Source organism: Paenibacillus sp. ClWae2A, assembly GCF_032452295.1.
Lineage (GTDB): Bacteria > Bacillota > Bacilli > Paenibacillales > Paenibacillaceae > Paenibacillus.
This window is the reverse complement of the sequence record NZ_JAULSQ010000003.1, coordinates 140,222-152,863: the sequence shown is the minus strand read 5'-3', so window position 1 is coordinate 152,863 and position 12,642 is coordinate 140,222. Positions and strand designations below refer to the sequence as shown.

The window sequence follows — 12,642 nt, the reverse complement described above, 5'->3', positions numbered from 1 at the left end:
CCAGTTGATAGGGAGAACGGGATATGAACTTGCGAATGAAGCTGGCCTTGGCATTTCTGCTGCTGATTATTGTACCGATGTGTGCGCTAGGCATTGGCATGTTTCTGGTCACATCACATACGATTGAGAAAAAATACAATCAACAGGCCGAATATGCGCTTCAGGCTATTAGTTACAATATCGAGAATGTATTTCAGCAGATTAATAATGTTACCGACAACGGGATAGCGACATCGGTTTTTCAAATGGCGTTGAACGCCAAAGATCCGACCAAGCAGGATCTGGGAACCGGTAATCAGTTATCCCTGAATGCCAGCCAGCGCAATTTCCGTTCCCTTCTATATAATTATCCGTTCATCAGTTATGCCTTTTTATATGATTTGCGTTCGTCCGAGAACAACCAGGTTGTATCCATTTTCACCAAAGAAAATTTTCAAGCCCTTCCTTTCCAGCAATTCAAAGTGCATCCCTTGTTTAACGAAATTCAGCAACTTAATGGCGTGCCCAAATGGCTCGCACCTCTGGAATATCCCGAATTAACCGGGGTAGAACCTGTCTTCACCCAGATCAGACTGGTCAAAGAACTCAGTTATTTTCAAAATATCGGCGTGCTTGTTGTTCAGATCAAAAAAGGAGAGATCGACCGGATCTTCCGTCACCTGCAAATCAGCGATTCAGCACAGGATACGTCGTTCCTGTTAATTAATGAAGAAGGGCTGATCGTCTATGATCCTGCAGGTATTTATAACGGTGAGAACATGCAAAATCTTGGTGCTGAATCCGACAGTTACGGTCCTGGCTTTAGCAGTGTCAGAACGGTCTTTGACGGCAAGGAGAGCATCATTTCGCAATATCATCTGAAGAACTATAACTGGAGCCTCGTCAGTGTGACTTCATGGGAAGCCTTATCTGCGGAAACCAATGCTTTTGCAGGCTGGTCAGTCATCATTATTCTTTTATGCCTGCTCGCAGCGATGATCTTTAATCTTTTTTTCATGAATCGCATTACGGGTAACATTGCTGTACTTGTAAGGTTTATGCGTCGTGTGGATGATGGTGATTTTAATGCGAGGGTCGAAGGAAAAGGATTTGACGAAATGCAGCTGCTTGCGCAAGGGTTCAATGAACTATTGGATCGGATCGGGGGATTATTCCGTCGTGTTCGGGCAGAGCAAGAGCAGAAGGCCCAAGCGGAACTACGTGTACTACAGGCCCAGATCAAACCTCATTTCCTGTTTAACACATTGGAATCCATTAATGGATTAGCGCTGCGTGGGGAGGGCCGCAAAGTAAGCGAGATGGTGACCAGACTTGGCAATATGCTTCGTATCAGCATTCAGGATCAGGAGGAGATTCCGCTGGGTGAGGAAATCAGGCATTTGCAGAGTTATCTGGAGATTCAACAGTACAGGTTCAGTGATTTGTTCACCTATGAGATTGACATTCCACCCCATCTATACAGCTCAATCCTGCTCAAGCTTACCCTCCAGCCTCTGGTGGAAAATAGCATTCAACATGGGTTTGAGGGGATCACCTATCCAGGTGTACTGCGGATAAGCGCATATGCAGAACAGGATCAACTTGTGTTATGTGTTGAGGATAATGGGATCGGTATTCCCCAGGAAATGCTCGCACGATTTGAGTACATGGCAGCAGATCCGCCGGGAGACATGTTGGTGAAAGGGGCGGAATCATTATCGTCCATAACGGAACGCCGGGGATTGGGATTACGAAGTGTGGCAGATCGAATTCGTATTCAATACGGGGCCGGGTATGGCATATTTATATGTTCAGCACCGGGGTATGGCACAGTTATTCGATGCATCATTCCATTATATGAGCAGGAGGAAGCCGGATGAATCTGACTGCAATGCTGGTTGACGATGAGCTGCCGATTCTGGAGAATCTGAACTACATTTTACCCTGGGAAGAGATGGGGATTGAAATCACAGGTACAGCGAGAAGTGGTGTAGAAGCGCTGGGGAAAGTAACAGAAAGTCATCCAGACATTCTCTTGTGTGATATTCGGATGCCGTCTATGGATGGATTGGAACTTATTCGTTTGCTGCGAGAGCAGGGTGAAACGTGTGAAATTATTTTACTGACCGGTTATCAGCAGTTTGAATATGCTCGAACCGCTATCAAGTATAACGTACATGAATACATATGTAAGCCAATTGATTATTTGAATCTGGAACATAAACTGCGTGAGCTTGCCGGGCAGATCCAGAAGAGACGACTGGAAAACGAATCGCAACGTTATCGCAGCGAAGAGATGGAAAGCTGGATCAGACACAAACAGTTGATGGACCTTTTGCGAGGAGAAGCACCATTGGAGGTTGCCTATCCTGCCTCTGTTCCTGAATTCATAACAACTACTGCACCTTATACGTTGCTGCTGGTGGATGCGGTCGGTTATTTTCGCCATTCTATTGGTTGGTCCGAGCTTCAGCATCAACGATGGCATGAGACCGTAAGTTCCAGCCTTAGGGAAGTGGCAGAGAGAATTACGGTGGATTGTCAGATTCTTTCGACCCGCAAAGGTGAGTGGTGCATCCTGCTGGAGGCATCGGGGGAGTGGAAACGTGTCTCAGAGGAACTGGCCCATCAACTGTGTCTCGAATTAAATGCGATATTATCCTTGGATTCAAATGTGAAGGTCAGGGTTGTTCAGGATATTGTGCCCGTGAACCTGGAAAGTCAAATTCTGGATCGATACCGGCATTGTCAAAAAATACTGATGTGCCACGCGGAGAGTGAAGACAGGGTGCTGAAGGCGAATTGTCCCGAAACCACCATATCGTATGAACATGCGGCCTCCAAAGGGGCAAACTCATGGATTACAAGAGAAGATCTGGAGCTTGTTACTCGGTGGATTCGACAAGGGAACAAGCAGGGATTACGCGATGTATTGGATCGGCTTAAACAGCAAATGGGGAATTCGGGAGAATCCTTCAACAACATAGATGAAACCAATCTTCGGTTTATGCTTGTACATATGCTTCGGGAACTGCGCGAAGTACAGGCCATCGCTGAAGAGCACGAAGTGAATTATTGGAATGCACTGCAAGGGGCCGTCTCCATGAGGGAACTCCTTGAACTTGCAGAGGTCGTTATCCATGCCTGTCAGGGCAAACAAACACTGCCACGTCCTTCCGTATCGGAACTGATCCTATCTGCATGTGAGTATATGGACGCACGGCTGCAACAGGACTTGGGAATAGATGAGGTCTCAGATTGGCTCGGAATCAGCCCGGGATACTTCTGCCAGCTGTTTAAAACCCAAATGGGTGTTACTTTTGTGGAATATATGACGCAGAAACGGATGGAAAGTGCCGCTTTATTGTTGAGTACAACCGAATGGAGCATTACAGCAATTGGGGAAGCAACAGGTTTCAAGGAGCGCCGTTACTTCTCCAAGGTGTTTCATAAACACTTCCATATGAAACCCTCCGAGTACAGGCAGAGCAAACGATTGGGTTCGTAGTGGCTAGGAAACGAGAGGAGAGGTTAGATGAAACTCTTGAATGATCTGACATTGGAGCAAAAGGTAGGCCAATTGTTGATGTGTGGATTTCACGGTCAGCACGCAGATGAACAGATTACTCACTTAATCCGTGATTATCACGTCGGGGGCGTCATTTATTTCCGGCGGAATGTCGAAAGTGTAGATCAATTGACACGGCTGTCCGTGGAACTGCAGCATATGGCTGCTGAAGCGGGAGCATTACCACTTATGATTTCGGTGGACCAGGAAGGCGGCATGGTTGCACGGATTGACAAAGAGGGAATGACCCAAGTGCCGGGTAATATGGCACTTGGTGCAACAGGAAATCCGGAATATACCCTGGAGTGTGCCCAAATTCTGGGGCGTGAGTTAAAAAACATCGGTATTGATATGAACCTTGCGCCAGTGGTCGACGTAAATAACAACCCGCTTAACCCGGTAATCGGTGTACGTTCGTATGGTGAACATGCTGAAAGTGTGGCCGCTCATGGCGTAGCAGCCATCACCGGATATCAATTACAGGGCGTAGCTGCTACTGCTAAACATTTCCCGGGACACGGAGATACCGCCATAGATTCTCATCTTGGCATAGTTACGGTACCTCATGATCGAAACAGGCTGGAACAGATGGAGCTGCTACCGTTCCGCCGGGCGATTGAGGCGGGAGTTGATGCTATTATGACAGCTCATGTGATGTTCCCTTCGATTGAGCCCGAGCCCATTCCGGCAACGTTGTCGCATAAGGTGTTAACAGGTCTGCTACGTGAGGAAATGGGTTTTGAAGGCATTATTATTACAGACTGTCTTGAAATGCATGCGATATCCAAACCCTATGGGGTAGCTGAAGCTGCCATTCGTGCTGTGGAGGCAGGAGCAGATCTGATCTTGGTGAGTCATACCTTGCAAGATCAGGTTGCTGCGCTGGAAGCCATTGTGGAAGCAGTTCGAACGGGGCGCATTTCGGAAGAGGTTATTCATCAGGCGGTGGAACGCATTATGACATGGAAAAGAAAGCGCTGCGGGCAGCAGAATAATCATCTTGTTTCGCCCAAAGCGAGTGAACCGTTTGAAACAGCAGATGTTGAACCTGTTAAAAACACTGAATTCACTCAACCCACTGAATCCACTGAAACCAGGGAATTAAACGAATTGACACTGTTCAAGATTGCTTCAAGCAGCATTACCATCGTTCATAATGATGGGCTGCTGCCGTTGGACCCAGAGAAGGATGTGTATGTCATTTGGCCTGAAGTTGTGCAACGGACAGAGGTGGATGAACCGTGGTCTCATACAGAATCGCTGGGTATTGCGCTATCGCAGTTGCGAGGCAGAGTTCGTGAGCACATCATTACAACTCAGCCCACTTATGATGAAGCAGATCGGATATTGGCAGATGTGTCGGAGAGTGAACAAGTTATCGTATGTACGTACACATCTGCAGGTCATCTTCCAAAAGGGCAACAGTATTTGGTTGAAAAGCTTAGTAAGAATCATTCCCTGATTGTAATTGCTCTGCGCAATCCATATGATCTGCTGGAGATTTCGAGGCCGGGAAGTTATGTGTGTACGTATGAGAATACACCTGCAGTTGTTCGGGTACTGTCCCATGTGTTAATCGGTGGACTGCAGCCAACAGGAAGTCTGCCTGTCCGTTTGCGCTAGACCTATTCTAACCTTAAATCTCTCTGCGATATGGTGTTAATTGACCATCTCCTGGAGAGATTTTTTTGATGGAATTTTCTGTTGGGTAATTTTGGGATATGAATGCCAAAAAGATAATTGATAGATAACTATTTTCATAGCATTTTCCTTCTATTAAAAGTTTACAATTCTCCTCTTAACTTTTTAGCAACTTTTCCCGGTCCCAAGCGTCTAATAATATGACTTTTTGAGGGGGATATTTATAAAATGGGAGCAGAAGGAGCCAAAGACAAAGAATGAATTTGAAGAAGAAATTGTCCATACTTACCGCTTTTGCTGTGTTTCAGGCGTTTGCAGTGATTCCTGCCAATGCACAATCAGCAGATCAGAGCGATACTACATCAGTGAATACAGCCAAAGTTAAATCCGTGGAGGTTGTGAAGAAAGAACAAACCATCGCGGAATCCGAAGTGAAAACCGGAACAAACACTCCAACATCAAATAATGAAACAACTGAAGAAGTGAACCCTGAGACAGATGTTCCTACAGGAACAGACGCGACTCCTGTTGAGCCGGTAATTGAACCTACGGACGAAGAAGGTACAGCTGAGGAAACACCAGCACCAGCACCAGTAGAAGTGGAGCAACCATCTACAGGCGGTTCATCTGTTGCTGGAGGCGGGGGTGGAGACCTCACTCTTTATATGAACAGTAATAAAATGATGCAAGATGGCAAAACATATCTTGCCGGACAGCCGATGGCTGTTAAAAATGGTGTATCCTATGTAGCCATCCGTGCTCTCGTTGATCGGGTTGGCTATGATGTTAAATATGATAACACAACGAAAGAAACGATCATTATTAGTGGTGAAGATGAGCTACGTTTCAAAACAAACAGCAAGATCTATACCGTTAATGGTGTGTCCAGAACAATGAAGGGCGCGGCTTATCAACAAAAAAATACGTTCATGGTGCCGTTGACTTCAATTACACAGGCTCTGGACATTACGTATAAAGTAAATCAATCTGCCAAAACGGTTGTATTGAATCTGAGTACCAAACCGGTGGCGAGCTTCACGGTACAAAAAGAGGTCTTTGCCGGAGATCAGGTAAGATACACAACCAGATCCAGCTCTCCCAAGGGACTCAGCATTGTAGATGAGCGTTGGACAGGCCGTCAGGATTCATTCGACCAACCAGGTGTATACACAGTAACCTATGCGGTCCAGGATTCAAGCGGTCAATGGAGTGATCCGTATTCGGTTACGATTAAGGTTGAAAGACCGAATCTGCCTCCTGTCGCGATGTTTACGACAGATAAAGAAGAATACAAAATGGGTGAGAAAATCACTTATATTGATCAAAGTACAGATGATGAGAATGCAATTGTAAAAACAGAATGGGATAACAATGCACTTGCATTCTTTGTTCCAGGACCGAAGACCGTAACGATTACAGTTACCGATAAACATGGTGCTAGCGATAGCTACACCAAGATGATCAATATTACGGGAGAAACACTTTATAGTGTGACTGACTTCAATCAATTGTTCACACCAGTCGGTGAGAAGTTCACCTTCGACGGTGGAGGAGTACCGGCAATGGAGAAAGTTCCTTTCACGTATTATGATGAGCCAAGTCTGTTGATCCGCAGTAACAGCCCGGAAACCGTAAATACGGAAGGCATTGTGTACAAGGAATCTTCCTTTGGACAGACACGCTTTATGATTCACCATGTGAACAACACGGGCAAAAACGTAAAAATGTATGTTGTAGCGACAAACAACAATGCATACACGGCGTCTATTGATCAGCAAAACATGGGCTTTGCAGGACCGTCTCCTTTTGCAACGGTAGCTGGAAAGCTGTCGATTGACCGTTGGTTCCAGTCCATGCAGAATGGTACCGGACAAAAGAAAGTGTACATCCAGCCAGGAGAAAGCAAGCTGATTCTGAATGATCTGAGCGTTCTTCCAATGAAACAGGGACAAGTCATCTCCTTGTATTCGGATGTATTCAGTGACTACGAACTGGATTACAACATTATCATGATTGAAGAAAACAAGGACCCGATGGAAGTGTTGTCGAGCCTGCCGGTTCTGGATCGTGATGGTGTTCACAACCGTGGTACCTATCCAAATGCAACACGGATCATTACGTATGATCAAGAAGTAGGGTCGAAGCCTGCACGTCTTCCACTTGGAGACAATGCAAGTGATCCAAACCTTGTGGGAACGGACCCTATGGCTTACACAGAAGCTTCCAACGCAGGTAACTTCGGTGTATTGTACAAAATTACATTGAATAATGTTGCTCCGCGCACGTTGATTTCATTCAACCCTCGTGGAGGCAGATACTCTGGTGTGGCACTCGTGAATGGACAGGTCGTTCAGATTTCCACAGGTAAATCTGTAACTGCACCTAATGAGCAAAGCGTTATGTATCGCACAGGTTCGTACGGCGAGAGTGTAACCATTCTCTTCTCGGCGGCACCAGGAAGTAACTTGCCTGTTAACCTGCTGTTCACGCCGCTTCCGGCTGAAAAGTAATAACATGAACATGCACGGACGGTTTGGAGTGAAAGCTTATATCATATATACCCGTTCACCCTAAAAGTCGCCCGAACGATTGATCATCTGAACCGTCAGGAAGGGACTCCATCAAAATGTAATGTCATTAGCTCAAAGCTAAACTAATGGCAATGCATGTGAATGGAGTCCTTTTTTTGTGATGTTGGAATGACCCAACCCGGTGTCTTCGTTGACTCTAATCGTAATTTGATGCATTATTAGAGGTATACAAAAAAGCAAAAGTTTTTGTTTTTGCTGAATAAACTGTCGTTCTATGAATGATGCAAAATGCTCGTATGACAGGAGGTGCTTTAGATCATGCTGTCGACAGAACAGATTATTTCGACCATGTCCTCACAGGGGCTCCGCATTACTGATCAGCGGAAAACACTGGCCCGGTTATTTGCCGAGTCTCCGGGGTATCTTACACCCAAGGACGTCTATGAATATATGGGTAAGACTTACAGCGGACTGAGTTTTGACACAGTATATCGTAATTTGCGGGTGATGCAGGAACTGGGTGTACTGGAACAGGTCATCTTCGAAGATGGCGTTAAATTCAAAGCACACTGTAGTGAAGATCATCATCACCATCATATGATCTGTCTGAAGTGTCAGAAGACATATCCTATTATTTTTTGCCCGATGCAGCTTGCGGATGCGCCTGAGCAATTTCAGGTTGTAGACCACAAGTTCGAGGTATTTGGATATTGCAAGGACTGTGCTGAGCATGCTCCGGCCAAAGCGGCGTCGGGACATCAACACGCTCATGGGAAGCACTGACCATGAAGTTATCGCGCAGAATCGCTCAGGCACCCATTCGGGTGTACCGCAACTATATCTCTCCATTAACACCCCCAACATGTCGGTTTTATCCGAGCTGTTCGGCTTACGCTATGGAGGCGATTGAAGTGCACGGTGCCCTCAAAGGCTCGTTGTTAACAGCGAAACGTATTGCCAAATGTCACCCGTTTCATCCAGGCGGTGTAGATCTGGTACCACCAAAGGCGGAGAAGTCAACTCTGGTATCAGAGTAATGTTATAGCCGGAAGCATTTGGGTGGCCTAGAAGCAGGCCAGGATTGAACTTGAGGATGCTGTCCACTTGACAAAGGGGTCCGCATTTCAGTATATTTTTCCTATATGTGCAAGTTCAAAAAGTCTGGTTTTACTTTTTGAACAACTTCTATATGATTTCCAGTGAAGGGATAAGTACAGACACACCCCCAGTGCAGAGAGCCGGATAAGCTGAGAACCGGTCTGGGAGGAGGATGGAATATGGTCCCGGAGGAACCTCTTTCGAGCGTGCAGACAGTGATTTCAGAGCTGCTGTCGTAAGGCTGAGGCGTGATCCAGCGTTAATGGGCGGTCGAAGGACCGACAGAGCCTGTGTTTTGCAAAAAACATGGGGAATTTGGGTGGTAACACGTGAGAGCAACTCTCGTCCCATAGGGGCGGGAGTTTTTTGTGTTCTTTTTTAGTTGTTTTGGACGAAGGGATCACATGAAGCAAGAACATTTGAAGGAGGAGAAGTCATTCATGGCTGACCAAAAAACATTTTATCTGACAACCCCGATTTATTATCCAAGTGACAAATTGCATATTGGGCATGCGTATACAACGGTGGCAGGAGATGCGATGGTTCGTTACAAGCGTATACGCGGGTATGATGCTCATTATCTGACAGGAACCGACGAACATGGCCAGAAGATTGAGCGCAAGGCACAAGAGAAAGGACAGACACCGCAAGCTTTTATCGACGATATCGTTGTGGGGATCAAGGAACTGTGGAACAAGTTGGACATTTCCAATGATGACTTTATCCGTACAACCGAAGAGCGTCACAAAACCATTGTTCAGGATATCTTTGACCGTTTGCTGAAACAGGGAGATATCTACAAAGGTGAGTACGAAGGCTGGTACAGCATTCCGGATGAGACGTATTACACAGAGACTCAATTGGTGGATGTAGAGAAGAATGAGAAGGGTGAGATTATCTCGGCCAAGAGCCCGGATAGCGGACACCCGGTTGAATTGGTCAAAGAAGAATCTTACTTCTTCCGTATGAGCAAATATGCAGATCGTTTGTTGAAATATTATGAAGAGAACCCGGGCTTTATTCAGCCGGAATCCCGCAAAAACGAGATGATCAACAACTTCATTAAGCCAGGTCTTGAAGATTTGGCCGTATCACGGACCACATTTGAATGGGGCGTCAAAGTTAAAGGCGATCCAAAACACGTAGTCTACGTGTGGATTGATGCGTTGTCCAACTATATTACAGCACTGGGCTACGGTTCATCCGATGCATCCCTGTACAACAAGTTCTGGCCTGCGGATGTACATCTGGTAGGGAAAGAAATTGTTCGTTTCCATACGATCTACTGGCCAATTATGTTGATGGCATTGGATCTGCCTTTGCCGAAGAAAGTATTTGCGCATGGCTGGTTGTTGATGAAGGATGGCAAAATGTCCAAATCCAAAGGCAATGTTGTTGATCCAGTGACCCTGATTGACCGCTACGGTCTGGATGCACTGCGTTATTACCTGCTGCGTGAAGTTCCGTTTGGTTCCGATGGTACGTTTACACCGGAGAGTTTCGTAGAGCGTGTCAACTCCGACCTCGCAAACGATCTGGGTAACCTGTTGAACCGTACAGTTGCGATGGTAGACAAATATTTTGAAGGCAAAGCCCCTGCGTTTGCTTCGAATGTAACGGAATTTGATGCTTCTCTGGAAGAAGCAGGTCATGCTACAGTGGAAAAAGTGGAACAGGCGATGGAAAACCTGCAGTTTTCCGTAGCACTGACAGCGATCAGCCAGTTTGTCAGCCGCACCAATAAATATATTGATGAGACGCAGCCATGGGCGCTGGCTCGTGATGAGGCAAAACGCGATGAATTGGCATCCGTTATGGCTCACCTGATCGAAAGCTTGCGAATTGCTTCCATTCTGTTGCAACCGTTCCTGACACGTGCTCCTCATAAAATTTGGGCACAGCTTGGCATTCAGGAAGGTGAACTTACGGCTTGGGATACAGCCAAGCAATGGGGTCTGGTTCCAGCTGGAAACGCCTTGCAAAAAGGTGATCCAATCTTCCCGCGTTTGGATTCCGAACAGGAAATTGCTTATATCTCCGAAGCAATGACTGGTGGCCAAAAAGCGGCACAGCCTGAAGCAAGTCAAGCAGATGCTGGAGCTTCAGCAGCTGTTGAACCGGTAACTGCACCTGAAAGTACGGAAGAGATCGGGATTGACGATTTTGCCAAAGTTGAACTGCGTGTGGCTCAAGTCATCTCCTGCGAACCTGTCAAAAAAGCGGATAAGTTGCTGAAATTGCAGCTCGATCTGGGTTATGAGCAGCGCCAAGTCGTCTCTGGAATCGCAAAGTTCTATTCGCCAGAAGAGATGGTTGGACGCAAAGTCATCTGTGTAACTAACCTCAAACCGGTGAAACTTCGTGGTGAACTGTCTCAAGGTATGATCCTTGCAGCGTCCCATGGCGACCAGCTTACGCTTGCTACAGTACCAGACAACATGCCTAATGGCGCACAAGTAAAATAAAAATATAAATATATAAATACTGTCGTAACTATGACTCAAGGTGGCCCGATGTAATTCGGGTCCCTTTTTTTTGTCGATATAATTCGTATCTGACGGGTAGAGAACAAGCATATACTGTTATAACTCCGTCTTTCAGGAAAGAATGAATAGGACGGGATAGCTTGACAAGTAGGGTCAGGTTACCTATAATTCTTTCAGTAATGTTTACGATTAAGAGATGCGGAGTGAATCATAATGACATTTTATAAAATGCAACATCAAGTTCGGGATAACCGGACAGGGAAGACGAGCAAAAGAGGCAACATGAAGTTACTGTGGACGGGTTTGCTTATTCTCAGTTTACTGGTATTGTCTGCATGTGGGCAGGATAACTCCAATAGTGCGACGATTGTGGAAGGTAAGGTAAACGTTGTGACGACATTTTATCCTGTATATGCTTTTACGGCTGCAATTGGTGGTGAAGATGCCAATGTCATTAACCTGCTGCCAACAGGAGTAGAACCACATGACTGGACTCCCAAGAGTCAGGATATTGTTAATACGTCCAAGGCACAGCTGTTTTTCTATAATGGAGCTGGACTGGAAGGATGGGTACCGAATTTTCTGAAGTCGCTGAATAGTGATACACAGGTGAAGTCTGTTGCCGTTAGCGAAGGTGTTAAGCTGTTAACTGCTGAGGGTGATGATGGTCACGGTCACGGCGAAGAGCACGAAGATGAGCAGGCGGATGAAAATACAGATGAGGCTGCCAGTGGAGATGTCGCTGATCATCATATTGATCCACATACGTGGGTTAGTCCGAAATCGGCCATGATCATGGCTGAAAACATCAAAAATAGTCTGGTCGAGGCAGATCCCGAACACAAAGCAGGTTACGAACAACGTTATGAAGAGCTTCGTAAGAAGCTTGAGACGCTGGATCAGCGTTTTACAGATGAATTGGCTAACGTACCAAACAACGAAATTGTTGTCTCGCACCAAGCGTTTGGCTACCTTGCACGTGATTATGGATTAACCCAACATGCCATTATGGGACTTTCCCCGGATGCTGAACCGACAGGACAGGATATTGTGAAGCTTGCGAAACTGGTTAAAGATGAAGGCATTAAATACATTTTCTTCGAAGAGCTGGTATCTGACAAATTGGCGAAAACACTGGCAAGTGAAGCAGGCGTGGAGACCATGGTCCTAAATCCGGTTGAGGGATTGACCAAGGAGCAGGCAACAAACGGAGATGATTATTTCACCCTGATGGAGAAAAATTTGCAAAATCTGCTGATCGCATTAAAATAAGATAGAATGAAGAATTCAGATCGAAGAGTCTTTACCGTTCGCGGTGAAGGCTCTTAGGACGCTATGG

General features: G+C 46.0%; 8 protein-coding genes. All 8 read left to right on the top strand.

Annotation, left to right across the window (positions count from 1 at the left end; translation table 11 throughout):
- Positions 1-23 precede the first annotated feature (23 nt).
- Entirely contained in the window at positions 24-1,859 is a 1,836-nt protein-coding gene (locus QVE09_RS11905) for a cache domain-containing sensor histidine kinase (protein ID WP_315936985.1), read from the top strand.
- Entirely contained in the window at positions 1,856-3,487 is a 1,632-nt protein-coding gene (locus tag QVE09_RS11900) for a response regulator transcription factor (protein ID WP_315936984.1), read from the top strand. Before QVE09_RS11905 ends, QVE09_RS11900 begins: the two co-directional genes overlap by 4 nt.
- Positions 3,488-3,514: 27 nt before the next feature.
- Complete coding sequence (nagZ, locus tag QVE09_RS11895) at positions 3,515-5,170, top strand: beta-N-acetylhexosaminidase (RefSeq protein WP_315936983.1); 1,656 nt, start codon at positions 3,515-3,517, stop codon at positions 5,168-5,170.
- A gap of 275 nt (positions 5,171-5,445) precedes the next feature.
- The gene (locus QVE09_RS11890; protein WP_315936982.1) at positions 5,446-7,698 is read left to right on the top strand and encodes a stalk domain-containing protein; all 2,253 of its coding nucleotides are present in this window, start codon (positions 5,446-5,448) and stop codon (positions 7,696-7,698) included.
- A gap of 339 nt (positions 7,699-8,037) precedes the next feature.
- A complete protein-coding gene (locus tag QVE09_RS11885) occupies positions 8,038-8,502 on the top strand; it encodes a Fur family transcriptional regulator (RefSeq protein WP_074095707.1) in 465 nt (154 codons plus the stop codon).
- A 2-nt stretch (positions 8,503-8,504) separates the two neighbouring features.
- Complete coding sequence (gene yidD / locus QVE09_RS11880) at positions 8,505-8,756, top strand: membrane protein insertion efficiency factor YidD (protein ID WP_091018158.1); 252 nt, start codon at positions 8,505-8,507, stop codon at positions 8,754-8,756.
- 465 nt (positions 8,757-9,221) lie between these two features.
- Positions 9,222-11,282 (top strand): methionine--tRNA ligase, encoded by a 2,061-nt coding sequence (gene metG / locus QVE09_RS11875; RefSeq protein ID WP_315936981.1) that lies wholly within the window; start codon positions 9,222-9,224, stop codon positions 11,280-11,282.
- A 234-nt stretch (positions 11,283-11,516) separates the two neighbouring features.
- Positions 11,517-12,575, top strand: coding sequence for a metal ABC transporter substrate-binding protein (locus tag QVE09_RS11870; RefSeq protein ID WP_397387032.1), 1,059 nt, complete (start codon positions 11,517-11,519; stop codon positions 12,573-12,575).
- Positions 12,576-12,642: the final 67 nt, after the last annotated feature.

Bases quoted from the DNA above. Each gene is read 5' to 3' on its own strand.
- QVE09_RS11905 (WP_315936985.1), top strand. From the start codon at position 24: ATGAACTTGCGAATGAAGCTGGCCTTGGCATTTCTGCTGCTGATTATT.
- QVE09_RS11900 (WP_315936984.1), top strand. From the start codon at position 1,856: ATGAATCTGACTGCAATGCTGGTTGACGATGAGCTGCCGATTCTGGAG.
- nagZ (WP_315936983.1), top strand. From the start codon at position 3,515: ATGAAACTCTTGAATGATCTGACATTGGAGCAAAAGGTAGGCCAATTG.
- QVE09_RS11890 (WP_315936982.1), top strand. From the start codon at position 5,446: ATGAATTTGAAGAAGAAATTGTCCATACTTACCGCTTTTGCTGTGTTT.
- QVE09_RS11885 (WP_074095707.1), top strand. From the start codon at position 8,038: ATGCTGTCGACAGAACAGATTATTTCGACCATGTCCTCACAGGGGCTC.
- yidD (WP_091018158.1), top strand. From the start codon at position 8,505: ATGAAGTTATCGCGCAGAATCGCTCAGGCACCCATTCGGGTGTACCGC.
- metG (WP_315936981.1), top strand. From the start codon at position 9,222: ATGAAGCAAGAACATTTGAAGGAGGAGAAGTCATTCATGGCTGACCAA.
- QVE09_RS11870 (WP_397387032.1), top strand. From the start codon at position 11,517: ATGACATTTTATAAAATGCAACATCAAGTTCGGGATAACCGGACAGGG.